23 protein-coding genes and 3 pseudogenes are annotated in these 26311 nt (G+C 61.0%); 11 read left to right on the top strand and 15 right to left on the bottom strand.

Annotation, left to right across the window (positions count from 1 at the left end; translation table 11 throughout):
• Nucleotides 1–30: 30 nt before the first annotated feature.
• Nucleotides 31–819 carry an exodeoxyribonuclease III gene (xth, locus tag NKI08_RS32445; protein WP_352775291.1) on the bottom strand — a complete coding sequence of 263 codons (789 nt, stop codon included), beginning with the start codon at nt 817–819 and terminating at the stop codon, nt 31–33.
• Between the two features lie 594 nt (nt 820–1413).
• On the opposite strand from xth, the gene NKI08_RS32440 reads away from it, so the two are divergent.
• The 4 genes from NKI08_RS32440 to NKI08_RS32425 all read left to right on the top strand — a co-directional run bounded on the left by NKI08_RS32440 (nt 1414) and on the right by NKI08_RS32425 (nt 4955).
• Entirely contained in the window at nt 1414–2556 is a 1143-nt protein-coding gene (locus NKI08_RS32440) for a Fic family protein (protein ID WP_352775289.1), read from the top strand.
• A 423-nt stretch (nt 2557–2979) separates the two neighbouring features.
• Nucleotides 2980–3228 carry a plasmid stabilization protein gene (locus tag NKI08_RS32435; protein ID WP_352455498.1) on the top strand — a complete coding sequence of 83 codons (249 nt, stop codon included), beginning with the start codon at nt 2980–2982 and terminating at the stop codon, nt 3226–3228.
• Nucleotides 3225–3638, top strand: coding sequence for a type II toxin-antitoxin system VapC family toxin (locus NKI08_RS32430; protein WP_352775286.1), 414 nt, complete (start codon nt 3225–3227; stop codon nt 3636–3638). Before NKI08_RS32435 ends, NKI08_RS32430 begins: the two co-directional genes overlap by 4 nt.
• 225 nt (nt 3639–3863) lie before the next feature.
• Nucleotides 3864–4955 (top strand): AI-2E family transporter, encoded by a 1092-nt coding sequence (locus NKI08_RS32425; RefSeq protein ID WP_352775283.1) that lies wholly within the window; start codon nt 3864–3866, stop codon nt 4953–4955.
• Nucleotides 4956–5041: 86 nt separating this feature from the next.
• Here NKI08_RS32425 and NKI08_RS32420 read toward each other — a convergent pair whose 3' ends face one another.
• A complete protein-coding gene (locus NKI08_RS32420; RefSeq protein WP_502899695.1) occupies nt 5042–6034 on the bottom strand; it encodes a Tim44 domain-containing protein in 993 nt (330 codons plus the stop codon).
• A 362-nt stretch (nt 6035–6396) separates the two neighbouring features.
• Between NKI08_RS32420 and NKI08_RS32415 the strand changes: the two genes are divergently transcribed.
• From NKI08_RS32415 to NKI08_RS32395, 5 genes are all read left to right on the top strand, one after another.
• Complete coding sequence (locus tag NKI08_RS32415) at nt 6397–7116, top strand: FadR/GntR family transcriptional regulator (protein WP_352503247.1); 720 nt, start codon at nt 6397–6399, stop codon at nt 7114–7116.
• Nucleotides 7117–7130: 14 nt separating this feature from the next.
• Nucleotides 7131–8336 carry a mandelate racemase/muconate lactonizing enzyme family protein gene (locus NKI08_RS32410; protein ID WP_352503248.1) on the top strand — a complete coding sequence of 402 codons (1206 nt, stop codon included), beginning with the start codon at nt 7131–7133 and terminating at the stop codon, nt 8334–8336.
• 39 nt (nt 8337–8375) lie between these two features.
• Complete coding sequence (locus NKI08_RS32405) at nt 8376–9359, top strand: sugar ABC transporter substrate-binding protein (RefSeq protein ID WP_502895713.1); 984 nt, start codon at nt 8376–8378, stop codon at nt 9357–9359.
• Nucleotides 9360–9553: 194 nt separating this feature from the next.
• A complete protein-coding gene (locus NKI08_RS32400; RefSeq protein WP_352503300.1) occupies nt 9554–10534 on the top strand; it encodes an ABC transporter permease in 981 nt (326 codons plus the stop codon).
• 2 nt (nt 10535–10536) lie between these two features.
• Nucleotides 10537–11268 carry an ATP-binding cassette domain-containing protein gene (locus tag NKI08_RS32395; RefSeq protein ID WP_023678772.1) on the top strand — a complete coding sequence of 244 codons (732 nt, stop codon included), beginning with the start codon at nt 10537–10539 and terminating at the stop codon, nt 11266–11268.
• 52 nt (nt 11269–11320) lie between these two features.
• On the opposite strand, the gene NKI08_RS32390 is transcribed toward NKI08_RS32395, so the two are convergent.
• From NKI08_RS32390 to NKI08_RS32340, 11 genes and pseudogenes are all read right to left on the bottom strand, one after another.
• Entirely contained in the window at nt 11321–12319 is a 999-nt protein-coding gene (locus tag NKI08_RS32390) for a sugar-binding transcriptional regulator (RefSeq protein ID WP_352775279.1), read from the bottom strand.
• A 97-nt stretch (nt 12320–12416) separates the two neighbouring features.
• Nucleotides 12417–13472, bottom strand: coding sequence for a hypothetical protein (locus tag NKI08_RS32385; RefSeq protein WP_352775277.1), 1056 nt, complete (start codon nt 13470–13472; stop codon nt 12417–12419).
• Nucleotides 13473–14555, bottom strand: coding sequence for an ABC transporter ATP-binding protein (locus NKI08_RS32380; RefSeq protein WP_352775274.1), 1083 nt, complete (start codon nt 14553–14555; stop codon nt 13473–13475).
• 77 nt (nt 14556–14632) lie between these two features.
• Complete coding sequence (locus NKI08_RS32375) at nt 14633–15958, bottom strand: iron-containing alcohol dehydrogenase (RefSeq protein ID WP_352775271.1); 1326 nt, start codon at nt 15956–15958, stop codon at nt 14633–14635.
• The gene (locus tag NKI08_RS32370) at nt 15951–17480 is read right to left on the bottom strand and encodes a xylulokinase (RefSeq protein WP_352775263.1); all 1530 of its coding nucleotides are present in this window, start codon (nt 17478–17480) and stop codon (nt 15951–15953) included. Before NKI08_RS32370 ends, NKI08_RS32375 begins: the two co-directional genes overlap by 8 nt.
• A 65-nt stretch (nt 17481–17545) precedes the next feature.
• Nucleotides 17546–19075 carry an ABC transporter substrate-binding protein gene (locus NKI08_RS32365; RefSeq protein ID WP_352775260.1) on the bottom strand — a complete coding sequence of 510 codons (1530 nt, stop codon included), beginning with the start codon at nt 19073–19075 and terminating at the stop codon, nt 17546–17548.
• Between the two features lie 47 nt (nt 19076–19122).
• Entirely contained in the window at nt 19123–20022 is a 900-nt protein-coding gene (locus NKI08_RS32360) for a carbohydrate ABC transporter permease (protein ID WP_352503255.1), read from the bottom strand.
• The gene (locus NKI08_RS32355) at nt 20022–20933 is read right to left on the bottom strand and encodes a carbohydrate ABC transporter permease (RefSeq protein WP_352474341.1); all 912 of its coding nucleotides are present in this window, start codon (nt 20931–20933) and stop codon (nt 20022–20024) included. The genes NKI08_RS32360 and NKI08_RS32355 overlap by 1 nt, the downstream gene beginning before the upstream one ends.
• Before the next feature lie 553 nt (nt 20934–21486).
• A pseudogene (locus NKI08_RS32350) lies at nt 21487–22183 on the bottom strand (ArdC family protein); the annotation flags it as partial.
• Nucleotides 22184–22770: 587 nt separating this feature from the next.
• Nucleotides 22771–23163, bottom strand: a complete 393-nt coding sequence (locus NKI08_RS32345; RefSeq protein WP_502898893.1) for a hypothetical protein — start codon at nt 23161–23163, stop codon at nt 22771–22773.
• Between the two features lie 695 nt (nt 23164–23858).
• The gene (locus tag NKI08_RS32340; RefSeq protein ID WP_352541854.1) at nt 23859–24200 is read right to left on the bottom strand and encodes a hypothetical protein; all 342 of its coding nucleotides are present in this window, start codon (nt 24198–24200) and stop codon (nt 23859–23861) included.
• A gap of 358 nt (nt 24201–24558) precedes the next feature.
• Between NKI08_RS32340 and NKI08_RS32335 the strand changes: the two genes are divergently transcribed.
• A complete protein-coding gene (locus NKI08_RS32335) occupies nt 24559–25026 on the top strand; it encodes a hypothetical protein (RefSeq protein WP_352474337.1) in 468 nt (155 codons plus the stop codon).
• 463 nt (nt 25027–25489) lie between these two features.
• Here NKI08_RS32335 and NKI08_RS32330 read toward each other — a convergent pair.
• A pseudogene (locus NKI08_RS32330) lies at nt 25490–25911 on the bottom strand (exopolysaccharide biosynthesis protein).
• 70 nt (nt 25912–25981) lie between these two features.
• Nucleotides 25982–26189 (bottom strand): annotated as a pseudogene (locus NKI08_RS34805) (hypothetical protein); the annotation flags it as partial.
• On the opposite strand from NKI08_RS34805, the gene NKI08_RS32325 reads away from it, so the two are divergent.
• A partial coding sequence (locus NKI08_RS32325) for a DUF4142 domain-containing protein (RefSeq protein WP_352775293.1) occupies nt 26138–26311 on the top strand: 174 nt, incomplete at its 3' end. The pseudogene NKI08_RS34805 and the gene NKI08_RS32325 sit on opposite strands and share 52 nt — an antisense overlap.

The following is a 26311-nucleotide window of genomic DNA, read 5'->3' as shown; positions in this document are numbered from 1 at the left end:
GCGATTCCGCCGAACATTCGATCATGTCAACTACTTGCCGGACGGGTCGATCTCTATCCAGGCGGGCACGTGATCACTCGGCTTTTCCCAGCCTCGCAGGTCAACGTCCACGCCCGCGTCACGTAACCTGTTCGAAAGTGATGGGCTGACGAGGAGGTGGTCCATCCGCAGGCCGGAACTCCGATCATAAGCGCCTCGGTAGGAGAAGTTCCAGTACGTGTAGATGCCTTTCTCCGGATGAATGCAGCGGACGGCATCCATCCAGCCACTGTCTAGCATTTCGGCGTAGGCCTGCCTGCTCTCCGGAAAGTAGACTGCGTCGCCCGTCCAACGTCTCGGCACCACCGCATCGATCGGCGTTGGCACGACGTTATAGTCGCCGCACAGAACGCTTGTGATCCCCTCCTTGAGCAGTAGCTGGCCGTAGCTGATCAGACGGTCGAACCAGCGGAGCTTGTAGTCGAATTTCGGGCCGGGCGCTGGATTGCCGTTGGGCAGGTAGATGCACCCCACGACGATCCCATCCACCTCTGCCTCGATATACCGGCTGTGAGTGTCGTCAGGGTCACCCGGCAGGCCGCGTCGACGCTCCAGGGGCTCCTTTCCCCGTGCGAGTATGGCTACACCGTTGTAGGACTTTTGCCCGTGCCAGATCGCGCCATAACCGGCGTTCCTGACGGCTTCCGCGGGAAATTTCTCATCCGAAGTCTTCAATTCCTGAAGGCACACGATGTCATAGTCGGTCTGACCCAGCCACTTGGTGAGCAAGGGCAGACGACCGTTCACCCCGTTGACGTTAAAGGTTGCGATACGGGTCATCCGAAGTTCTCAACAACCCTTGGCGATTTGAGCATGGAAGGCTCAGATGTTGATGCTTGCATCATGCCGGCAAAGGGGGGCCTTGTCAGTCGTCTTTCTAGAATGGCGGTCGAGCAGTTTCATCAAGCGTGCCAGATGGAGCGATGAGCGCAGGAGCTGGTCGTCGGGAGCGTCGTAGCCGAAGTCGCGAGCGGTAGATGCGGCGCTCACAATCCGGCGTTAAGGCGGCCGCAACGCACGGACTCTTCGGACGGGTGGAGCTTGGGCAGGTCTACTGCGGACTGAGGGCGACCGCCTTGGGTCCAGTGGGTTTAAGTAATGCTGCGAAGGAATCCTATATGGCCGAGCCACAGCTCTCAATTCGTAGCGGCAAGGCGGGCGATCTTGCGAAGGGTTGAACCGAAGCACGGCTGACCTTGTGGACCACATCGGTAGCCTCAAAATGGGAGGTCTTTGAGAGAAGAAGCCGACAAGAGGAATAATAAGCCGTGACCATGCGGTGTTTAGCTGGTCTATTCACCGCATAAATCGCGGCAAATGATCTTGCATATACGACGATTGAGGCCCATATTCGACGCAAAAAGTGCGGAGAATATGGCGACCTATATCTATGAGCTTGAAAACTGGCCGCAGTTCGAGTGGCGCAGCCAGGACCTTGCCGATCAACTGGCGACGGTGCGCCATCGGCAGGGCCGGCTGCTGGGGCGGATGGAGGCGCTAGGCTTCGAATTGCGTGCCGAGGCGATGCTTCAGACCCTAACGGAGGACGTTCTCAAATCCAGCGAAATTGAGGGTGAAATTCTCGACAAGGAACAGGTGCGGTCGTCCATCGCCCGCCGACTGGGCATGAATATTGGCGCACTGGCGCCGGTCGACCGCGATGTCGAGGGCGTGGTCGAGATGATGCTCGACGCAACTCAGAACTATCAGGCGCTACTTACGGATGAGCGGTTGTTCGCCTGGCATGCGGCCCTGTTTCCGACGGGTCGCAGCGGCATGACGAAGATTATCGTCGGTGCGTGGCGGCATGAAGCCTCTGGTCCGATGCAGGTCGTCTCAGGTCCCATCGGCCGGGAGAAAGTCCACTATGAAGCTCCAGCAGCGGCCCGGCTTGAGCTTGAAATGGCCTCGTTCATCGACTGGTTCAACGGTTACGCGCCGCTTGATCCCGTTCTGAAGGCGGGGGTCGCCCATCTATGGTTCGTCACCATCCATCCCTTCGAGGATGGCAACGGCCGTATCGCCCGCGCGATCGCCGACATGATGTTGGCGCGATCGGAGGGCAGCGCTCAGCGGTTCTATAGCATGTCCGCGCAAATCCGGGCGGAGCGGAAGGACTACTACGCGATCCTCGAACGGACGCAGAAGGGCAGTCTCGACATCACCCCTTGGCTGCAATGGTTTCTAAGCTGCCTCGACCGCGCCTTCAGCGGGGCCGAGGAGATTTTGGCCAATGTGCTGCGAAAGGCCCGTTTTTGGGAGGAGATGGTCCAACGACCTCTAAGCGAACGCCAGCGCAAAGTCGTCAATCGGCTCCTGGACGGCTTCGAAGGCAAGCTCACCTCCTCGAAATGGGCAGTGCTGACCAACACCTCACCTGACACGGCCTTGCGGGATATCAATGATCTCCTGGCGCAAGGGATACTCGTGAGAGATGAAGCCGGTGGGCGAAGCACGAGCTATTCGCTGGCAGGATTGGATGACGGGCCGGATCGCGCGCCTCGGCGACATCGTTGAAACAGGAGCGCGAGCCGACAGCGCGCGCCCAAAGCATGATTGGCCCGCTCGATTGGTTCGGAGAATGCGTCTATGCCGTTTGTCGCTCGGCACTGGTCCATCGGGTTCGGTCGCAAGCCGTTAGGGCCAGTCATTGACGAACTTTCCGCCTTGATAGCCGCCATTGAAGCCCCAGCCAGCGGTTTGATAGGCTGCAAAACCCCTGAATCGCGCTTTGGCTTTGCCTAGGCACCCAACGCCTTCTGGTTTCGCCATCCTGACAGCACCACAACCCGTACGGCAACCGACGCTGGGCCTGACATTTTATCTCCTATTTCTGCGCAGCCGCAACTCGCTGCAACATCGGTTTTGACATCAAGCCATCAGATGCCATCTTGCTAGCAGGCGAAATGAGCCTATACAATGGGTGCCAAGGAGTCCGATATGGCCGAGCCACAACTCTCAGTCCGCAGCGCCAAGGCGCGTGATCTTGCACACCGGCTTGCCCGTCGTGAAAACCGCTCGATTGCGGAGGTGGTCGAGCGCGCCCTCGAATCTTACGAGGTCCGCGAGGCCGGTCGTGAGCCTGCTTCTGCCTTCTACCCGCGGCTTTCAGCGCAATCCGGCACAGACATCGACCTTGAGGCGGTGATCCGTGAGAGTCGCCGGCCGAATCGAGGCGTCGAGCTTTGATCTTTGTCGATACGAACGTCGTTTCCGAAACGTTGAAAAAGACCCCAGACGAGGCAGTCATTGCCTGGCTGATCCGATACGATGCCGAACTCGCGCTTCCAACCGTGACGATTGCCGAGATCGCGTTCGGCATCCAGAAGATAAGACCGGATCAACGTGCCGAACGACTGGAGCAAGGGCTGTCGGACTGGCGCCGGCGTTTCGCAGACCGCATCTTCGGTCTGACAGAAGAGGCTGCGCTGGTTTATGGGGAAATTATGGGTGCTGCTGCTCGCCAGGGACGCGGCATGTCGGCACCCGATGGCATGATCGCGGCGATCGCTCGGGTAAACGGGGGCCGCCTCGCCACGCGCAATCTGACTGACGTCGAGACGGCAGGACTCGTTCTGACATCTCCGTGGGAGTTCTGAAGCGTTTTCCTGTCGTCGCTTTTGTTCAAGCCCCATCTGCCTGTCAAAGACGGGCTGAAAGGCCGTCAAAGCGCAGGCGAGCGATATCAGGTCAATTTGCATGTCGTCAAAATCCCCTGAAGGTCACTCGAAGCGCCTCAGCGGCAGCCTGACCGGGTACGGCAACCGACCTGCCTTTTCTTCGGGAAAACCATTAGGCTCGCTGGGCTTGCGAGACGGCGAGAGATGCCCGATCTGAAACAGATGCCGGATGTGAAACAATTGAAATTGCTCGGCGTCCTGGCAGCGACGGCGATCGGTCTATATGTCTGTTATCTGCTGGCGTGGCCTTTTTTGCCGGCATTGACCTGGGCGCTCGTCCTGGCAATTATTCTGTCTCCGGCTCACCGGTGGGTTGAGAGACGGGTCGGAAATCGAAACCTGGCAGCGCTGATATCGGTAAGCGTCGCGGCGATCGCCGTCGGCCTGCCGCTGGCGCTCGTCGCACAACAGCTCGTTCGCGAGGCGGTAAACGGAGCGACTTATCTGGAGGAGGTCATCCGCGGTCGGGACGCAGTCGGCTTCATGTCTGGCTATCCCACGCTTTCGGCCATTGCCCAATGGATCGAGAACCAATTCGATCCGGCCGGCTCAGTCGCCGCATTCGTGCAATGGCTGACGGGACAAAGCACATCGCTATTGCGTGGCTCCATCTATCAAGTCGCGATGTTCGGCCTGACATTTTATCTTCTGTTCTATTTTCTGCGCGACCGCCAACATGGCCTGCAAGCCGTCGCGGGCCTTTCGCCCCTGCGCGCTCCGGAGACAGCCTACATCTTGTCTCGCTTTGCGGAGACCGTCCATGCAACACTGCTCGGCACCGTGTTCGTCGCCGCCGTCCAGGGAACATTGGGTGGCCTGATGTTCTGGTGGCTCGGCCTGCCGACGCCAGTCTTTTGGGGCCTTGTCATGGGACTTCTTGCCATCGTGCCCGTGCTCGGGGCGTTTGTGATCTGGGTGCCCGCAGCGGTCTATCTCGCACTGGAGGGAGCTTGGGCCAGCGCAGCGATATTGACCGTCTGGGGCGGCGTCATCGTCGGCGGCATCGACAATCTGCTCTATCCGATGCTTGTCGGGAATCGGTTGCGCCTCCACACGGTGGTGGCCTTTATCGGCGCGGTCGGCGGCATCGTCTTGTTCGGAGCATCCGGCCTTGTCCTCGGACCTGCGGTGATCGCCATCACAATCAGCCTCATCGACGTGCTAAAGACTCGATTGACCGACCGGCCGACGCCGGCGCGCGCTGGTGAGCTACCGCATCAGTCCGTGACGGATTGATCAAGCGCGAAAAGGGCGCTGGTCTTCGAGTGGTAGCGCGAAACCTGAACAACCTCTGGGCAGAGATCTCAACGAAGGCAAGCACATCAGCCAGGCTGCTGTATTGCGGCAAGCTTCCAGTCACCGCCGTTCTGCCGCGTAAAGGTCCACAGTTCGGCCGTCTCCGTCGGCTGATCGGCCCCGCCCTCAACGATCTTGCCGCTGATGCGGTCGCGGGTCACGTCGCGAGACTCATAGCGCAAAGCAGCCGTCGCGTAGTCGCGATCACCCTCCCGCCAACTTTCCGCAATATCGGCCTCCAGCAGGCTGACGTCCGACACGTCGTTCCTGACGCCCTTTTTGGCATTGTCGGCAAGTTCCTCGGACAGATAGGACACCATCTCGGGTGTCACCAACCGGCGCAATGCAGCATGATCTTCGCGCCCGAATGCCTCCTGAACTTCCGTCAGCCGTTGCTGGAACGTGTCGAGGTCGGTTTGGGTGAGTGTGATCTCATCGGAAGCGTTGGCTTGGCTCGTTCCGCCAAATCCTGACCCGATGCCGGTAATGGAGGAAGTCGGGCCGTTGCTCGGCTCGTGCCGCGCTGCTGCGTTTCGCGCAAAGGTCCCGGTGCCCCGCGAGGCACCAGCCGTAACGGACGCTGGGCTTTGCGCCGACTGCAAGCGGAAAAAGCGGATCGCCAGCATGATCGCGCCGCCGAACAGCAGTACTTGGAGCAAAAGACCCAACATGCCGGCCAAGCCGCCGAACCCATGACCCAGAAGAACGCCGATCAAACCGCCGAGAAGCAGCCCACGTATCATCGATCCGCCGAGGCCGTTGAAGAAGCCCGGGCGCTGGAATGCCTGCGGCTGACGGGCCGCATTGTTCGTGGCCGCATTGGGCGTCATCGAGCGCTCGACCGGTGCGGCCGGTTGCGGCGCAACTCTGGTCGGCGGGACCGGCTGGAAAGTGCGCATGCCGCGACTGCCGAAGCTGCCGCCACGGCGCGCATCGGCGTGATCCACAGCGACCATGGAAAATGCCAGGAACAACCCCGCAAACAAAAGTGCAAACCATCCCCAACGCGAAATCAGCATAGGCAAGTCCTCAAGTGACACTCTTTCCGCTCATATGGGGTGCGTCGATCGAAATAGCAGTGAATCGTCCGTCGAGATATTTTCGGGCGGCATGGTCGGCCGCCCGCCGGTGTTCACGACGAGAATGTCTGCCCTATCCAAGCGCGATGATCGCTGTTCGACCACGCAGGCTCCCGCACCCGGCCGACCGGCATCGGTCGCGTCAACAGCATCGCTCATGCAAGCCTGTGGTCATCGATGTCCCCGGCGATGATGCCGAGGTTCCCGGCGAAGACTCGATTGACTTACAGCTTTCCTAAGTACTATCAACATATCTGGAAAACCTGCCATACAGGTTTGCCCACTCCTGAACTGGAGATTGCGTGAGCACGGCCGTATCCGCAAAACATTCCGACGCAGCGAGCCTGGTCAGCAATACGATCGGCGAGATCACGCGCCATATCCGCGCGCATGAGCTCGGGCCCGGCGACCGGCTGCCCAGCGAGGCCGCGCTTTCGAGACAATTGAGCGTCTCGCGTACCGTGGTTCGCGAGGCCTTCAGCTCGCTCGCCGCCATGCGGCTTATCGACCTGAGGGCGGGCAGACGGGCTACCGTCGCCGAGCTGGATTATGGCGCGATGTCACTGGTGATCGAGCATGGCGTCCACACCGAGCAGATCACGGTGCAGCAAATCTATGACGTGCGCCGCACGATTGAGACCCGCACCGCCATGCTGGCGGCCTTGCGCAGAACAGCCGACGAAGTGGAAAGGATCAGGACGCACGCGCTCGCCATGCTCGAGAATTTCCAGCGGCCGGAACAGGTTATGGAGCACGATCTCGCCTTTCACCTCGAAATCGCCAAGGCTGCGAAGAATCCGGTTTTCAGCCTCATCGTCGGGGCGTTCGAGCGCGTATCGCGCCAGACCTGGCCGATCGGCTGGCGGACCCGCCCTTCGGATGCCGAGCAGTTGGCGATGATCCAGATCCATATCGACCTCGCCGAAGCAATCGAGACCGGTGATCCCCAGTCGGCGCGTGACCTGATGGCGAGGCATTTTGACGAGAGCGTCAAGGCCCTGCTGGCGGCCGGCATCGCCTGAGGAGCAGGGGCGCAATGAAGATCACGAAACTGGAAACGCTGCGGCTCAAGGAGCGGCCGAACCTTCTCTGGGTCCTGGTTCACACGGACGAAGGCCTCGTCGGACTCGGCGAGACCTTTTTCATGGCTGAAACCGTCGAGACCTATCTGCACGAATATGTCGCGCCTTGCGTGATCGGGCGCGACCCCTTGCAGATCGACCTGCTTGCCGCCGACCTCGTCGGCTATCTCGGTTTCCGATCGACGGGCGCGGAAGTCAGGGGCAATTCCGCTTTCGACATCGCGCTTTGGGATCTGTTCGGAAAGGCGACGGGTCAGCCGATCGCACAACTCCTCGGCGGGTTCACCAGGCACGAGATCAGGACCTACAACACCTGTGCCGGAACCGAATACATCAAGAAGGCCACCGGGCAGACGACGGCCAACTACGGGCTCGATAAGCCTGGCGACGCCTATGATGATCTGAACGGCTTCCTTCACCGCGCCGACGAACTGGCGCATTCGTTGTTGGAGGAAGGTATCACGGCCATGAAGATCTGGCCCTTCGACATGGCCGCCGAGAAAACGCGCGGCCAGTATATATCGCAGCCCGACTTGAATTCCGCGCTGGCGCCGTTCGAGAAAATCCGCAATGCGGTCGGCGACAAGATGGACATCATGGTTGAATTCCATTCAATGTGGCAGCTGCTGCCGGCCATGCAGATCGCTCGCGAGCTTGCCCCCCACAAGACCTTCTGGCACGAAGATCCAATCAGGATGGACAGCCTGTCCAGCCTGAAACGCTATGCCGAGGCTTCGCTGGCGCCGATATCGGCTTCGGAAACGCTCGGTTCCCGGTGGGCCTTCCGCGACCTTCTCGAAACCGGAGCGGCCGGTGTCATTATGCTTGATATCAGCTGGTGCGGCGGGCTCTCGGAGGCGCGCAAGATCGCTGCCATGGCTGAAGCATGGCACCTGCCGGTCGCGCCACACGACTGCACCGGTCCAGTGGTGCTCGGCGCATCGACCCACCTGTCGCTGAATGCGCCGAACGCGCTTGTCCAGGAGAGTGTCAGGGCCTTTTACAAGACCTGGTACCGCGATCTTGTGACCGCTTTGCCGCAGGTGAAGAACGGCATGATCACCGTGCCCCCCGGACCGGGCCTCGGCATGGAACTGAACCCGGAGATCGATCGCGCCTTCACGGCGCTTCGACGGGTGAGCGACGCATCTACTCTCTGAAAATGAACCTGAAGCAGCTTTCTACGGAGGAGGAGAATCATGAAGAAGCTACTTATCTCGGCAGCCTTGGCAGCAGTACTGGCTGGTGGCTCGGCAATCGGCTCACGCGCACAGGAGCCGATGAACATCGTCTTCACGCATCATTCGTCGGCGTCGAACCCGTTCTGGCAGGCGGTGAAGAAGGGTTTTGACGACGCCTGCGCCAAGATCCAGGCCAATTGCCAGATGGTCTTCACGCAGACCGAAGGCTCGATCGAGCAACAATCGGCCAACATGCAGGCGGCGCTCGCGGCAAAACCGGACGCGCTGATCACCTCGATCGTCGACAACAATGCCTTCGACCAGATCATCGCCGACGCCCGCGCTGCCGGCGTCACGGTCATCGCGTCCAACGTCGACGACACCGAGGGTGCAGCCGGCAATGCCCGCCAGGCTTTCATCGGCCAAGGCTTCATTCCCGCCGGCTACGAACTCGGCAAGAAGATGTCCGAGTTCTTCCCCAAGGAAGGCAAGATCAGGGCGCTCGTCGGCGTCTCCGCGCCCGGTCAGAACTGGTCGGAACAGCGCGCTGCCGGCGTCATGAAGTTCCTTGAGGAATACAAGGCCGCGAATGCCGGACGCGAAGTGGTCATTGAACGGCTCGACACCGGCACAGATGGCGCCGTCGTCGCCGATCGTGTTGGCGCCTATCTGTCTGCCCACCCGGACACCACGGTGTATTTCGACACCGGCCTTTGGCATGCCTACGTGGCCCAGGTCCTGATCGATCGCGGGATCGAGCCGGGCAAGGTGCTGATGGGCGGCTTCGACATCGTCTCGGAAGTCCTGCAACAGATGGAAGCGGGTTACATCCAGGTTCAGGTCGACCAGCAGCCCTACATGCAGGGCTTCATGCCGGTGATGGAAGCCTATCTCGCCAAGAACGTCGGTCTGCTGCCGGCAGACATTGACACCGGCAAGGGCATCATCGTCAAGGAAGACGTGCCAAAGCTCAAGGAACTGGCCGCACAAGGCGTGCGGTAGGCGCGAAGCCGGCGTCCTCTCCTCGTTCTTACGCGGAGAGGGCAAGGGGAGGGCCAGGCAGCACGGCTTTGGGCGTCGGCTCCGTCCCATCCTCCAACGGCATCTCCCTTGTCAGGGGCGGTAGCAGACAGACTGCGGCCATCCCCTTGCCGATGCGACAAGCCAGCGCAAACAATCCCAAGCCGGAGCGAATGATGAAGCGCTTGATGAAGATTTATCTGGAGAAGCCGGAGCTTGCGGCGGTCGTGTTCCTGCTCCTCCTCCTCCTCGTCTTTCAGATTCGCTCGAACGGCGTATTTCTGAACACACAGAACGTGCGCGGAATGCTCGGGCTGCTGCCTGAAATGGGGCTGGTCGCGATCGGCGTGACCCTGCTGATGATATGCGGCGAGTTTGATCTTTCGGTAGGCTCGGTCTTTGCGCTGACCCCGATGACCATGGCGGTGATGCTGGCGGCAGGCGTGCCGTTCGCGCCGGCCTTTGCCGCCGGGCTCGCGATCGCCGCCCTGATTGGCTTCTTCAACGGGTTCATAACGATTCGTTTCGCGATACCAAGTTTCATCACCACGCTTGGCATGCTGTTCATCGCGCGTTCGCTGACGGTGGTAATCTCCGGTGGCTTCCCTCCTGTCATCCCGGCCAACGCTCTGCCGAAATGGCTGTTTACGATCTATGTGGGGCCGGGCGACCTCTTTCGCATGTCGTTCTTCTGGTTTCTCGCCGTGGCAATCCTGGTGACGGTGCTTCTGTCGCGCACGAATTTCGGCAACTGGGTGCGCGCCACCGGCGGCTTTCTGCCCGCCGCGCAATCGATGGGCATCCCGACGGCCCGGGTGAAGGTCGCCTGCTTCATGATATGTTCGGTGCTCGCCGGCTTTGCCGGCACCATTCAGGTGATGCGGCTCGGCGCGCCGCTGCCTTCGATCGGCGAGGGGCTGGAGTTGCAAGCCGTGTCGGCTGCCGTCATCGGTGGCGCCTCGCTGACTGGCGGCATTGGCACCATCTTCGGCGGCATCATCGGGGCTGCCCTGATCCGCGTCATCGACAACGGACTGGTGCTGAGCCAGGTTGACGCCAACTGGTTCAAGATGGCAATCGGCTTCCTGACTATCTTCGCGGTCGTCGTGAACGCCTGGCTTCGAAAGCGGGGCAGGGCAATGAAGGTGGAGACCTGATCATGGCGGCACCCATCATCGCGATCAAGGGACTCCAGAAATGGTATTCCGGCGTCCACGCCTTGAAGAACGTCACTCTCGACATCTACCCAGACGAGGCGCTGGGCCTCGTCGGCGACAACGGCGCCGGCAAATCGACGCTGATCAACATCCTGTCAGGCACCCAAAAGCCCGATGGCGGCGAGATCAGGATCGACGGTGAACCGGTCCGATTCTCGAACCCGCGCGACGCCATGGATCGCGGCATCGAGACGATCTACCAGTACAATTCGATGGTCCCGACCATGACCATCGCACGCAACGTTTTCATCGGACGCGAACCGGTGAAGGGCTCGGTTTTCGGCATCGGCATCCTGGACCAGAAGCGCATGCGTGACGAAAGCGTCAAGGCGATCGCCGACGTCGATCTGCATCTGAGGTCGCCCGACGCGCTGGTCGGCGAACTGTCGGGCGGCCAGCGCCAAGGCGTGGCGATCGCCCGGGCCATGCACTTCAAGTCGAAAGTCATGATCCTCGACGAGCCGACCAATCATCTCTCGGTCAAGGAGACGCGAAAGGTGATCGGCTTCGTTCGCGCCCTCAAGGCCCAGAACATCACCAGCGTCTTCATCAGCCACAACATGCATCATGTTTTCGAATGCTGTGACCGGGTCGTGGCGATGGCGCGCGGCGAGATCGTTCTCGACAAGCGGATCGGCGAGACTTCGATCGAGGAAATCCACGAGGTTCTGTGACGCGAAGAAGCGATCACTCGCGAGCCGCTCTGCTGGTAGAGGTCAGTCTGCGCTACGGCTTTTCCGCAAGGATCGCCTCAGCGGTTTTCTCGTCGGTGATCAGCACATCGACGACGCCGAGACGCAGCACGGCACGCAGCACCGGAACCTTGTCGAGGCCGCCGGAGGGCAGGATCACAGTGTCGACGTCGCGCAGATGTTCGGGGGCGAGGCCGATGACACGGCTGTTTAGCGGGTGATCGACGAGTTGTCCGTCGGCGCCGATCCAGTGGCCGCAAATATCGCCGACGGCTCCGGCTTTTTGGAGCGATCTGAGATCATCGTCTCCTACCAGTCCGATCCGAAAGATGGTGGCGTCCTTGTGCACCGCGCCCACCGAAACGAAAGCGGCGTCAACGTCGCGGGCATGGGTGAAGGCGTCTTCCAGAATGGACTGGCGCATAAGCAGATCGCGCGTGGCCTCCGTGTCCGTGAACACCGGTGCTGCGATGTAGTAGCATTCCGCGTCGAAAAGCGCCGCGAGCCGCGAGGCGATTTCATAGATGTTGATCGCCGATCCACGCGTGAGCCCGCCGAGCAGGGAAACGACCGACATGCCTTTGACGGGGCGTACGGTCACTGAGCGCAGACTAAGCTGGAGCGTCCGTCCCCATCCCACGCCCACCGATATCCCGTCACGGATTCTATGCGACAGGGCTTCACCGGCAGCGGCTGCGATCACCTGTGGCACCAGGGCGGGATCGGGCGGTGTCGGAACCACGATTGGGTCGGAAACGCCATAGGCGTCCCGCAGCCGGTGCTCCAACTCGATGCAGTTCGCCACCTTGGAATTGATGCGAATCTGAACGATCCCGCGCTGACGGGCATGCGCCAGCATCCGGTTGACGCGAAGGCGTGTCAGGCCAAGAGACTTGGCGATTTGTGCTTGCGTCAGGTCACCGACATAAGCAAGCCAGGCGGCGCGTACGAGCAGCCCTTCCTCGCGATCGGCCGTGACGGAACTCGTTACGGCTTGGCGGCCATCGCGTTTCTTTCGCGCTGGTTTCTCCATCAGATCATCCTGTCCACTCCGCGGCAGCGGGTCCAGAGCGGCTCGGCGGAGCCATGTGCTCATCGATATGAGGCATCAATCGAGTTTCCCGGCTCCGCTAGCCTCGATGATAGCGGTCGAAGGACAAAACCAGCGGAGCATCATGGCAAATTGCGTCGATGATGGCGCTCGTCAGCGGCAGGCGATCGTGGGGAAGTACACCCCGGGCCATCATATTCTTCAAAGTCGGACCAAGGTCCAGCGCCAGTTGCGCGCCCTCGACCGTGTCTGAACTCATGTGTTCGCGCTTCGCCACGGAATAGGGCAGGCCGCGGCCGAGCAGGCGCCCCATGCGACCGTTACGGCCCGCCTGGCAGGTCACATAAAGATCGCCGGAGCCGGCCAGCCCCAGCACTGTTTCGACCTTTCCACCCAGGGCTTCGACCAGAATCGCCATCTCGGCGAGGGACTGCGAGAATAGCGACGAGGCAAGATTGTGCATCAGTGCGCCATTGGGCGCCTTGCCGTCGCGCTCGAGCAGCCCGACGGGAGCCCCAACGGCGAGTGTGTAGAAATTCTTGAAAGCGGCGCAGATCTCGACCCCAACGAGATCGGGTGACGATCGCGCATGATAGAAAGGCGTGCGCAGAATGCGGGACGCCGCGGCGACCTGGTCGGGATCATGCCCGGCCATGATCACAGAGGTGTCGCGCTGCGCCGCCAGTTCGCCGGCAATGCACGGTCCGCCGACGGCCATCACCGGGACCGACAAGCCGGTGCGTTGCTCGATCTCGCGGGCAAGCAGATGTGGCAGGATTTCCACGCCTTCGTCGCTTGCTGCAAGCCCTTTCGTAATCATCAGTATCGGCACGGGCGACTTGATGCTTTCTGCAATGCGGTCGATCGCCCAAGGAATGCCGGCCGACGAGACGCCGAGTACAAGCAGATCGGGTCCATCGTTCATCGCCGCAGCGAATTCGGTCCAGGAACAGGCGGTTACCACATCAGGCAGAGCGATGTTGAGGCGTGGGTGATGACTTGTGCTGGCCACCGAGCCGACGATCTCCCCATCGAGATGGGTCCCGACAAGAGTGATGCGGTTACCAGCGTGAGCGGCCGGAAGCGTCATGGCAGAGCCCATGACGCCGGCGCCGAGGATGATGATCCGCGCCATTCAGCTTCTTCCCTTGTCCAGCCGCTCGCCGCTGCCCTGGTCGAACAGATGGATTCGCTCAGGCGCCGGCTCCAGATGGATCACAGCTCCAGGAGAGAGCTCCATGCGGTCATGCAGCACCGAGCAGATTGGGGCGTTGCCCATGCTGGCAAAGATGTGGATTTCGGGGCCAGTCGGCTCGACAACCGTAATCCTCGCCGGAATGCCGCGCCCGTCGGCCACTGGTCGAAGATGTTCGGGGCGAATGCCGTAGATCACCTTTTGGCCGGGCCGGACCGCAGCCCCTGGCGGCAGCGGGAGGGATAGCTCGTCGGTCCGCACCACCCAGGCGTCGCGCTCGGAAGCCACCTCGCCATGGAACATGTTCATTGCGGGCGAGCCGATGAAGGAGGCGACGAAGAGGTTTGCCGGGCGATCGTAGACATCGAGCGGGCGCCCGATCTGCTCGATATGGCCGTCGCGCATAATGACGATGACATCGGCCATGGTCATGGCCTCGATCTGGTCATGCGTGACATAGACGGTGGTGGTCTTCAGCCGCTGGTGGAGCTCCTTGATTTCGGTGCGCATCTGCACCCGCAGCTTGGCATCGAGATTGGACAGCGGTTCGTCGAACAGGAACACAGTTGGGTCCCGCACGATGGCGCGACCCATGGCGACGCGCTGCCGCTGGCCGCCCGAAAGCTGGCGGGGATACCGTTCCAGATAGGGTGTCAGGTTGAGGATCGACGCCGCCCACCCGACCTTCTGTTTGATTTCTTCGTTGGGGCGCTTCTTCAACTGCATGGAAAAGGCCATGTTGTCGAAGACGGTCATGTGCGCGTAAAGCGCGTAATTCTGGAAGACCATCGCGATATTGCGGTCTTTGGGATGGAGCATGTTGACGACCCTGTCGCCTATGGCGATCTCACCGGACGTGATGGGCTCGAGACCGGCTATCATGCGCAACAGAGTGGACTTGCCGCAGCCGGACGGCCCCAGCAGAACGACGAACTGGCCATCCTCTATCGAGAGATCGAGTCCATCGATAATCGAGAGGGCGCCATAGTCCTTCTTTATGTTGCTGATGGTGACAGACGCCATAAATTGCTACCCTTCGATTGCCCTTGCCGGTTGGATCTCATTTTCGCCATGCGAGCGATTGGCGATCGGATGCGCTCTCACCATTCGCTCTCCAGAAACTCTTCCAAGAGTCCCGCATCGGCGGCCAGGTTGACAAAAGACCATCGGCCGCGGATTTCTCGCGAATAGCGAATGGCGTCGTGCCAAAGCGCGCGCGGCAGGTCTAGTTCCGCGCCGGTGACCGGCCCTCCCGCAGCCTTGAGTGCTGCCTCCATGCGGGCGACCGGCATTGCCATGGGCCGAACCTCCTGGCGCAGCGCCGGCCAGATTTCCGCAAGCCTGCGGTTGAAGATTTCGGACTGGCTGGCGTCGAGTGCCGTCTTCTTCATCTCGGCAATGCAAAGTGGTCCAAGTTGCGCGCCATAACGGGCCAGCATCGCCGCCTCGTCGATGGCGGTCGGCTTCACCTGCGGCGGCTCTTTCATGTCCAGCAGCCGCGCTTGCAGACGCGCCATGACCAGCGAGGCAACCCCGACCTGCTGGCCGTGCGTGGTGCCGGGATGACGCTCTCCCGCGAACATGTCGACCCAATGGGAAATCTGGTGCTCTCCCATGGACCCGGGATGGGAAACGCCGGCAAAGCACACGCCCATCGAGCACAGCGTCAAGACGCGCTGGAGATGCCCGACAGCGGTGACGTCATGCCTGGCAAGGCCAGGCGCATGGGCCAGCATCGGCTCCTCATCGCCCGCCTGCAGCAGGTAGGGCACCTCGGAATAGTAAGTGTCGAACAGCCGATGCGAAGCCCACCAGTCGATCTGGGCCGTGGAGCGGCAGAGGCTGTCGCCAAGCCCGGCGGCGCTGAGCCAGGCGGGCGCTGCGGCCGACACGCCAAGATCCAGGAAGATGCCCCTAGGGGCGTGTGAGGGCAGCGAGATCTTGAGCCCGGAGGCCAAGGTCACCGACGCTGTCGAGGCGCCGTAGCCATTCATCGAGGCGGCCGTGCCGAAGACGGCATAGGGTCGCTCGTCGAGGAAGGTTGCATGCTTGCAGCTGTCATTGAGGACGCCCGACCCGACGGCCACGACCCCTTCGGCGTGACGTGTCTTCTCCCTGACCATCTGGATCGTCGCCTCATCACAGTCGAGGCCGTCAGGCAGCACGATTTCGTCGATGTCGGCGATGGCACGCAGCGCCTTCGCGACGCGCCTGCCCATCACATCGACGGTGTTGATATCGGAGACCACGGCGATGCGGCTGCCTAGCTTCAGCGGCGCAACGAGATCCGCCTCGCGGCCTTCCGTCGTCTCCAGCAATTCGATCGTCTGGAACGGCAGGACCGCGGCCGCGCCTGTCTTGGGATCTGTCCAGCGTCCAGCTACAACGTCCTCGATCAACGCGTTCCAGTTGGTCGTTTCAGCCATGATCGGCCTCCATGAAGGCCGCGAGGCGCTGGTTCCAGGCTGCAAGCGTTGGCCAAAGATCGGCATGGATCGCAAGAAGTTCGGCGTAGAGCGCGGCCCGTTTCGTGTCCGGTTCGAAGGTTTTGGCCGGCTCGCTGGCCATTGCCAGCGACGCTTCGGCGATGGTGGAAAACCAGCCCATCCCCTTTGCCGCCGCCATCGCCGCGCCTAGCGAGGAGGCTTCGACGGTCGTCGAACGTTTTACGGGACGGCCCAGTGCATCCGCTAGAATCTGCATCCACAGGTCGGACTTCGCTCCTCCGCCGATGGCTATGAACTGGTCGATAGTCTGGGCGGCAGCCGCAGCCGCCCGCTGACTTGTCGCGGCCTGATGCAGCGCTATGCCTTCCAGCACGGCGCGATAGATGTCGCCGCGGCGGCTCGAGCCCGAAAGCCCGGCAATCACACCACGGGCCGCACTGTCCCAGTGTGGGTCCATGACGCCCTGCCAGTAGGGCAGGAGCATTATGCCGCCTGCGCCGATCGGGCTGGCAGCGGCTTCGGCCTCGAGCGCCTCCAGGGCATCGCTTGCGCCATGCAGATCGACGCCAAGCATCTCGCGCGCCATCCAGTCGACAAGAAAAGTGCCGGCGCGAAGGCACGTCTCGTAGATGTAGCCATTATCGGCGACCGCCGTTTCGGTGCGGAAGGCCTGGTCGTGGACGTAGTCCGTGCCGAAGCTGCCGGAGACGACCGCCGTGCCGAGGTTGATGTAAGCGCATCGCGGCTGCAACACACCAGCGCCCGTGCCGGCGCATTGACCGTCGCCGCCGCCGGCGACGATCGGCGTGCCCTCGCGCAGGCCCGTCGAAATGGCCGCTTCCGAAGTTAGTTGGCCCAGAACGGTGCCGGGCCGCGCCACTTCTGGCATCATGCGCCGGGCGACGCCCGCTGCCTCCAGTATATCGTTCGACCAGTCCATAGCCCGCATATCGAGTATGCCCATCGGGTCGGCGGATGCGGTGGACGTCACCCACCGGCCGCTCAAGCGAAAGACCAGATAGCCGTGGACTTCGGCCATCCGCTCCACCCGGGCAAAAATCTCGGGCTCTTGCTCGCGGAACCAGATCATGCGGTAAAGGCAAGGAATGACGTCCAGCGGCTTGCCGGATATTGCGTGGACGCGTGCCGCGCCGAAACTCTCGCCGAAGCGCCGTGCTTTGCCACGGGCGCGCTCATCGAGCCAGAGCGTTGCCGGCCCGACCGCCTGGCCTTGCTCGTCGAAAAGGCCGAAGCTTTCGCGTTGGTTGGCAATCGCAAGGGCGGCAATGCGTGCCGGCGAAACCGTTGACGTCACGGCGCGCAGCGCTGCGACCGTCGAGGTCCACCACTCGGCCGGATCCTGCTCGAAATAGCCCGAACGCGGGTTGGACATAGCAATCGGTGCACGACCTTCGGCCACGGCCAGACCATTGCGATCCCAGGCGATCGCCTTGGTTGCCGAGGTCGAGGAATCAATGCCGATGACGAGATCAGGAACCATTGCCGCCACGTTGCCAACGGGCGAGGGCGGTCGAAACCGCCTTCGCCCAAATCACCGACAAGCCGCTAAAGACCGGCATCCTTGACTTTGCCGTCGACGATGCCGGCAATGGCATCCAGGCATGCCTTGGCATCGCCGCCATAGTCTTGGCCCGTAAGCAACTTGCCGAGCTCAACCGGAATGTCGTTGTTCGACAGATCCGCCCAGATCGGCATGTCCGGCTCCGATCCCATCTGGTTGTCGATCGTGTATTTGATCGCGTCGAAATGGCGTGTCGTTCCGGGACCGACAACGGCCTTCGCCTTGACCCGAGGATCTGTAAAAGAGGAATTGCGCATCGGTGAGGCGCCGCCGCCGAGCGTCGATACCCGCGCCATGACATCCCTCGAGCAGACCCACTGCATGAACAGCCATGCCGCTTCCTTGTTCTTGGAATATTGCGACAGCGAGATCGTCGAGCCGCCCTGGTGGCCGACGGCCGGGATTTCGTTGAAGCCGCAATCGGCAGCGGCGCGACGACCAGGAACTTCCTTGGGCGCGGGCAGGGCCTCGAACAGGCCTTTGACCTTGGAATCGTTGGCATCGAAGCCGGGGAAATCCTCGCCCCAGGTGATTGCCATGGCGGCTTGTCCCTGTGTCAGGGCCTGTCCTTGGCCGTCCCAGGTCCAAGTCGTCGCCGACGGCGGCGAGTTCTTGACCAGCTCCTGATAGAATTTGAGCCCGGCCACGCCGCGTTCGTCATTGCCGACAAACTTCTTGTCCTTGTTGAAGACAGAACCGCCATGGCCCCACAATGCGAAGGTCCAGTCGCATTCCAGCGAATAGTGGCCGGACTTCGCCTGGCACGCGGTGCCGAAGATGCCGTTGCTTTTTTCTGCCTCTGTGAGCGCCTGGACGGCCTTGAGGTAGGCGTCGAGGTCTGTCGGCAGGGCAATGTTGTGTTTGTCGAAGAGATCCTTGCGGTACATCAGGATGAAGATCGGAATATCGAATGGAATTCCGCACTGTTTGCCGTTGTACATGGCGATGCCGTCGACCAGCGGCTTGGAGAAATCGTCCCAGTCGAAGTTGGGCATCGCCAGTTCTTTGTTCTGGTCGTAATACTCGCGCGGATCGACGACATCCTGGGCAAATGTCGCCATCCAGGACTGGTCGAGATAGTAGACGTCGTAGGTGCCAAGCTGGCCCTGTACGTCTTGCGTCGCCTTGGCGAGAACCTGCTCCAGCGGCACGATCTCGACTTCCACCTCAATGCCGGTTGCCTTGGTGAATTCACCCGCGACAAGCTGGTTGGCAACAATCGTTGGCGGCGTCGCTTCCGAAGTGTAGCGGATTTTGGTGCCGGCATATGGTTTGCCGACGTCGGCCAGCCACTTCAGCATATCGGCGTCCTGGGCACGGGCTTCTTCAACCCCGAGGCCCAGCATCCCCCGATTGGTGCGGCCACCACCCAGCATGGCCGATCCGAAGGCGGAAAAGCCGACACCAGCGAGCGCCATCTTCCTCATGAAGTCGCGTTTGGTTATCCGGCGCGCCGTAAAGTCATTGCAGGTATCGGCGACGAATGTCTTCTTGTCGTGTTCACTGAAGCTCATGATCGTTCCTCCATTGCGTTTTTGTCGTCGTTCTTCTCGTCTGTGCCTCACTCCTTCAGCGATCCGAGGGTGAGGCCGCGGACCAGATGCCGTTGAACCAGCAGGATAAAGATGAAGCTGGGTATGATCGCGGACGTGCCGAGCGCTGTGATGTAGCCCCACTCGGTCGCCGTCGAGGTGACAAAGGTCGAGATCTTCACCGGCACAGTGCGGATCGACGTTGTCAGGAAGAGTGAGAGCAGGAACTCGGTCCACGAAAAGATGAAACACAGCACGGCCGTCGCAGCGATGCCGCCCTTGACCATGGGAAGGACCACGCGTCGGAACGTCTGCCAGCGCGTCGCGCCGTCAATAAGCGCCGCCTCATCAACCTCGCGCGGAACATCGTCGAAGAACGACTTCAAAAGCAGAACCGCCAGCGGCAGGTTGATCAAACTGTGAACGAGGACGAGGCCCGTATAGGTATCGCGCAAGCCGAGATCGCGGAACATGAAAACGATTGGAATGACGATCGCGATTGGCGGCATGAAGCGCTGCGAGAGAATCCAGAACAGGAAGGACTGCTGGCCGCTGAACTGCATTCGCGACAGGCAATAGGCGGCCAGCGTGGCCAGCAGCAGCGTCAGCGCCGTCGATCCGACGGCTATGATGGCGCTGTCGAGCAACGACTGGCGCGAATCGTAGGAGCTGGCGCCACCCTTGATCACCCCGGCCGCCTCGCCGCCCTGTTCCATGCCGATGTCGACGCGTGAGACGCCAAGCAACGTCACGCGGTAATTGTCCGGCGTCGGTGTGAATCCGACGTAGACCGGTCCGCTGCGGTCGAAGATCGCCGAATAGGGTTTGATGGACGACAAGGCCCACCACGCGATGGGGAACATGAAGATCGCCACCACCAGGACGGCGAGCACGTCGCGGGCGATCGTTTGGGCGCGCGACGACTCCATCAGAACCTCACCTTGAACAGCCTGACGAAGAGGTTCGAGACGACGATCAAGACGACGAGCACGATCAGCGACAGGGTCGCGGCATAGGGGAAGTCTCCGGTGAAGTAGATACGGCCAGCGTAGAACGAAAGCGTCTCGGTGGCCGTGCCTGGCCCGCCGGCGGTGATGATGTAGACGTAGTCGTAGATGCGAAAGAGATCGACGCCGCGGATCAGCACCGCGACCGCTATCACCTTGCGCAGCATCGGCAATGTGAGCCGCAAGAACGTCTGGATGCCGTTGGCACCGTCGATCGCGGCTGCCTCGAAAGGTTCCTTCGGCAGCGCCCTGAGCCCTGCCAGGATGATGAGCACCATGAACGGCGTCCATTGCCATATGTCCGCCAGCAGGATCGCCGCCAATGCGGTTCCGGGCTGCGTCAGGATCGGCTGTGCCGGCGAGATCAGGTCGAGGGCATAGAGGTAGAACGACAGGACGCCGAAAGAGCCGTCCTGCATCAGCAGGAACATCATTCCGGTCACCGCAGGCGGCACCACCAGCGGCAGTGTCATCAGCGCCCGCAGCACGCCGTAACCTTTGCGATCGGTGTCAAGCAGAAGCGCGATGAGGATGCCGAGCGCAAGCTGAACCGCAAGCGCGACGAAGGTGTAGATCAGCGTGGTTTCCAGCGAATGCCACATACGCGCATCCGAGAAGGCGCGCGTCCATTGGTGGAGCCCGGCGAAGTCGAGCTGACGGGAAACGACATTGCGTTTGTGAAGCGACAGCCAGACCGAATAGGCGAGGGGATAGATGCCGAAAACGAGAAGCATCACCGTGATCGGCGCGAGCCAGGGGAAAGGATGCTCGGCCGTCATGAACCGGGGAAGGGCCCATCTGGGCGCTTCGCGGGTCACGGTCACCGTGCTCACGCGCAAATCTCCGCTCGGTCACACAGACGCATCGGCCTTCTCCCTATCGGCCAGATTGTGCCAACTTGAACTTTTGTAAGTTTGTTGTGCCTTTTGTTAAGAACGTGTCGGACGGCCGCCGATTTGTCAAGTGTCGGTTCAGTCAGGCTCAAGGGATTTGCTCGTGGTCTCAGAGGATGCGTGATCGCCGAGTATGGAGTTGTTTTGGAGGAAACGCCGCCGGCAAATGCCGTGCACCAGCCTCAAACGCGCTCAGGGCCGCCGCCAATTTTGGCTGCAACATCCTTGGGCCTCGAACTGCGCAATTAGCGCTAAGATGCGATAAACTGCGCAGTTACAATAAGACCCTTTTCGTTACGAATTTACAAATGCTTAACCCTGATGCCGTTTCGAGCTCAGTTGTCCGCGGACAACTCACAGGGAATGCAGGAGAACACCTCAGACAGAGCAGTGGTTGTCCGCGGACAACCAAATGGCGCCAGGTGGAACGATGAAGGATCGATTGCTATGATGGCGCCGAAGTCCACCGCCGGCCTCCGGACACCCCATCTCATTACGCGGCTTCCAGTCCGACGGCCGGCTGCAGCATTGTGAGATACTCGGCAGCGGCCTGCGCCTTCGCAGCGGCCGTGATGATGGCTCTCTTGTCACTCTTAAGGACGGCGAGCCAGCTCGCCAGATAGGCGGCTGTGTTGTCGCGTGGATCATGCGCCACGCCCAGGTCGGCACACAGGAACGATGCCGCGAGCTCCGCAACAAGCTCCTCCACGGCGTAGCCTTACTGCCGAACCTGCCCGTCAGATCGCGGTCCAGGCGATGCTTTGCGCCGGACCAATGCGAAACCTCGTCTAGCAAAGTCGAGTAAAGGTGAACCTCGCTGTCGAAACGCCCGCGGTCAGGCATGAGGATGTCGTTGATGCTGGGCCGGTAGCAAGCTTTGGCACCACCGTAGCTGACGCTTGCGCCGATGTTCTGGACGAAGCTCTCGAGGGCCTCGATGTGCGGAGCCGGATTGCCGAGAGCTCCTCGGCGGGGCTGAAGAAGCGATCCGGTATGTTCTCGATCTGCTCAATATTGAAGACGGTGTAGCCCTTCAGATATGGAATCGCGCGGTCTTCGTCATCGTCGTGATGCTTCGGCGTGAACGTGCCATATTTGACGACGAGGGTGCCTTTTTCGCCCTTACGGGCTTGACCACCGAAGTCCTGCGCCTGCCGGTAGGTCATCCAGGTGTTTTCCTCGCAGCCTGAGCCGAACTCAACGTGGGCGGAACCTGAATGTTGCAAAGTGAGGATCGGCATGGCTGGATACGGTGACGATGCAGGCTCCACGGCCTATGCGACGGCAGGCAGCTATACCTGCCAGCAGGCACGATCGCAGCGGCGCGCCACGCGGCAGCGCCTATATTGACGGCCCCTACGGCATGCTTCCCCAGCGTGCCCACGGGGGCTTGGCACAGCCACGGGCTTGGCCTCCACCGTGTACGGCGCGACGCTCGCTAGCGATCTGACCCTGCAGCGGGTGATCGATGCCTCGTATCAGCCCGCGTACCTCGAACTGGTCAATCCGGGCTCGCTGCGAGCGCTATGTCACCGATTCGGACGGCATCGTCCATGTGCCGTCGACCCGTTCAGACCGACGCGGACAATTTGCCCATCATTGCTGAACTTGTAGGTCCCAATTCGCCCTTGCGGGCCACCGACGCGGTAAAGAGCTTGATATCAAACATTCTTTTTGGTTCAGACTCGTGGGACATTCAGACTCGTGGGACATGACCCACACGACGCGCTACCGTGTGTCTCGCCATCACGCCACCGCCATCCGACTTTGAGAAAGATCAGGTAGACCGGTCGAAACGGCCCGATTTGCGAAGCTTCGCAAGCAAGCTCTCTGCCGCGCCGTGGTAGTTGGCAGAGGCCTGCTCGGCCATCGGCAGCGAACTCCACACGGTTAGTTCGGCCACCAGAAAGTCGTTGTCTGCGTCCACCGGCGCGGATGTAAGTTGTCCGTTTTTATCCATCATGATTGCTACCACGGTGTCGTTTGCGCCGTACCCAATCGCCGCCATCCTCTGAATGCGAGAATCGCCGTCCACGCGAACGTCGAACAAGACAGATCCGCCAGTTTTCTCCGCGATGTCATCCACTCGGTCGGAAAACGCCCGATTCATACCGCCTGTATTGGCAAGTGATTGCTCCAACAAAACCAGTTCAACATACTCCGCCTTCATGCCGTGACTATGGGCGCACAGGCCCAATCGGCAATCCTACCCGGATCTTTTCACACAGGAATCCCAATGACATCCTCCAACGCGCCGCGGCGTGCGCGGCGACAATCAAGGTGAGACCGAACCAAGCACGAGACAGATGATATTGGTGATGATTGCGATTTCGACGCTGTTCCAGGTGGCTGCGATCAAGCGGTCGTTCTGCCACAACGAAGCGTACCACTCCGTCGTCCCTGATTGTCCTGACCCACAAGCTCCTCCCCAGGAAGAAACTAAGCCTCGAGCGGGCGCCTGGGCGGCTGCAGCATCCGCAGACGACCCTCCGATCTCTTTCCGCTTCCTCGCAGGAGCGCCAGCTCCATGTTCGGCGTTTGCGCCGATTGCTGACGGACGGAGACAAGGAACGCGACTGCCTCTCCGCTCGTTGACCGTCTCGACCCGAGTTGCCGTCATGCCCTCCACCTCCATACGCAAAACGGGGTCTGATCCGGAAAGAAGAATCCTCTCGGTCTGGTTTGTAGCCAGCGCCAAGGCATACCGAGTTTGACAGCGTTCCGCCGGAGACCTTTGCCGCGTTCCCGGCCGCATCCGCCAGGGTCGCTATTTCGACGACGCATCGGCAACAACTTCCGGTACCACCTTGTTGCTGCCGGTAGCGACCGGGGGACGACCTGACATTTCGGTGCCGAGTTCGTCCTTTACGCTCCAACCGTCGGTTTGTGGACGCATGGAAGCTCTGGAATACCAGTGGCCCTGATCGCGCATCGCGCGGAAATTTGCGGCTGTTGCGATGCTCCGCCAAGCGGCCGGATGTTCAGCGTCAGACCGCAGTCCGTGCAGGTGGAATCTATCTTGACCAGACGTTCTCTGGCCTCGGCCAGTCGACGTTGTGCAGACCTAATCCTGTCGCACAGCGCGATGTTAATGCCGACGCCGCAGTCTTTGTCCAGCATTTCGGTCGCACGCTGGAGAGACAGCTCCGCTCGTTTCACGCGCTGCCTGGCTTTAGGCAGCTCGATGTTCAAAAGATCGACCATCATTCAAGATCCGAGGGGCCCCTTCGATTGTTAACCGGACCCGGTCGCATTGGTTCCAGTGGGAATCTGCACAGGGATTGGACGCGAGGATTCGTAAGCCTTGGATTGCCGACCAACTGCGGCCACAAAATCTTGCCATCGATTGCGTGCGGCGGCGCTGGCCAGCGGCAGCTCACTAACGGCGCCTCATCGGGCCAAGGTGATCGCCCGAGTACGAGTTTGGAGCCAAGTCGGGTTAAGCAGCCGTGTCGAGCGGCGGCGCCGGCGTCTGCGACTAAGCCAGCTTGCCGATGCTAGGTCGGCTTGGCAAAAAACTCCGGCAGGGTATGGACGGTATATTACTCGACCCTAATTAAGCGCCATGTTCCGCTTGCTGCTTAGCTTCGTCTCATTGTTATTTTCCACCACGCTTCTTTATGCGCAAGAGTGGCAGCCCTTCGGCATCAAGCAGTTTGGCTTTGTATTCGATGCGCCCCCCGGCTTTGTTTTAACTCAGCGTTCCGACCAGGGAGCAGCTTTTCAGGGCAAAAACGAGGCCTTTCTTGCTGTTTGGGGCGCAAGGCTCGGAAAGGCCAGTTTCCGCGCCGAAATAGAGCATCGAATTGTCGAGGATGAAAAGGCGGGCTGGAAAGTGACCTATCGGCGCGTTAAGCCGACGTGGGCCAGTTATTCCGGTATCAGGGACGGGCAAATCCGCTACGTACGCGTCATTGCCGTCTGCAATGACGGTGCGGCGCTCTTTATAATGAACTACAGCAGATCCGAAAAAATCGCCTACGATCCCGTCGTCGTGCGAATGGTGCGATCCCTACGGGCGGAAGGCTGCTAAAGCCTGAGACTTTCAGAAAACGTTGATCGCGCTGGCCTGCAGCGAAGACTGAGATTTAACGGCAACAGCGGTTCTCGGTCGCCCCGTTCCACCGCCGCACCGCCAACGTGAGGGAATCTGCCGTTTCCGTGGCTCCGCAACGGCGAAACCGAACCAGGCTGGGCGCCTATCCCTCACCGCGACCGCGGCGCAGCCGAGGAGATGGGGATGTTACGGTCCTCTGTTTAGGGCCGATAGTCAAAAAGTTTACCAGCTCCCGACCGGAAGCTGGTCGCAGAGGAAGTCCTTCTCTAAATTCCATAGCAATCCTTTGGTTCGCACCTCCAGTGCACCCCGTGATAAGGGAGTTGCGGCGCAGACTTGAGGCAGATGAAAATGTCGAAGAGCAGGCCTGGGCCGTCAGTGAGCGGCGGGTCTCGGACTCAATGCCTGACGACGCGCCCGTGATCTCGCAATCCCGCGCTTAGGACGTCGGGACCGCTGATGCCACAACAACAAGCAGAGCCGCAGTCGCGACAAACGACGTCGAGGCGAGCAGCAGTCCAATCAGGGTTACGAGACCGTCGCATTCCATCAATGCGACGGCCAAGACTACCAGTGAGAGCACCGGCAGGATATTGCCGAAGGGAATCAGCAGGGCGATAACGACAGCGAGCAGGAAGATCGGAACGCCGAGCGGGTCTGCACCGTCGGGCCCGTCAGGATCTGCAGCCGACCGGTGCGCACCACTTTCTCCACCCGGCTGATCATCGGCACCGAATGACGGACCATAAGACCGAACGCCACAGGCGAAAACTGGCGCTCTCTGATGATGGCGGGCAACCAGACCCTCCGGCTGCCCGCGACGATCTGGAGCGGGACCAGCGCGAGCCCGCTGCCGAACACCGTGCCGAACGGCCCCGGGATCGGCGTCAACGCTGGGATGGCTCGGACATCTCACCCACGCAGCCGGTCCTCACGCATCCTCGCCGGCTTTGTTCAGAGCCCGGACAAGGGCTGCGCATTGCGGGTCCTGGCTATCCAGAAGCTCCGCCGGCGCGGTACGGCCAACCGCTATATTGATGGCGGTGGACCGCCGCCCAGCCGTAGTCGCCGGCGGCGCGCTCGATGAGTGGCGGGTCCTGAGACGTCAGGCAGTTCTGAGACTGGCGAACGATCTCCACGGAAGCTTCGCGCGCTCTCCGACCAACTCAAGGAGGCCAGCGGGGACAGTTTCCAATCAAAATATATCGACATGCAGACCCAGGCGCATAAGGAAGCGGTGGCGCTGTTTTCCGCTTACGCG

It is taken from the genome of Mesorhizobium sp. M0768, from assembly GCF_040320195.1.
GTDB lineage: Bacteria > Pseudomonadota > Alphaproteobacteria > Rhizobiales > Rhizobiaceae > Mesorhizobium.
This window is presented reverse-complemented; position numbering and strand designations above follow the sequence as displayed.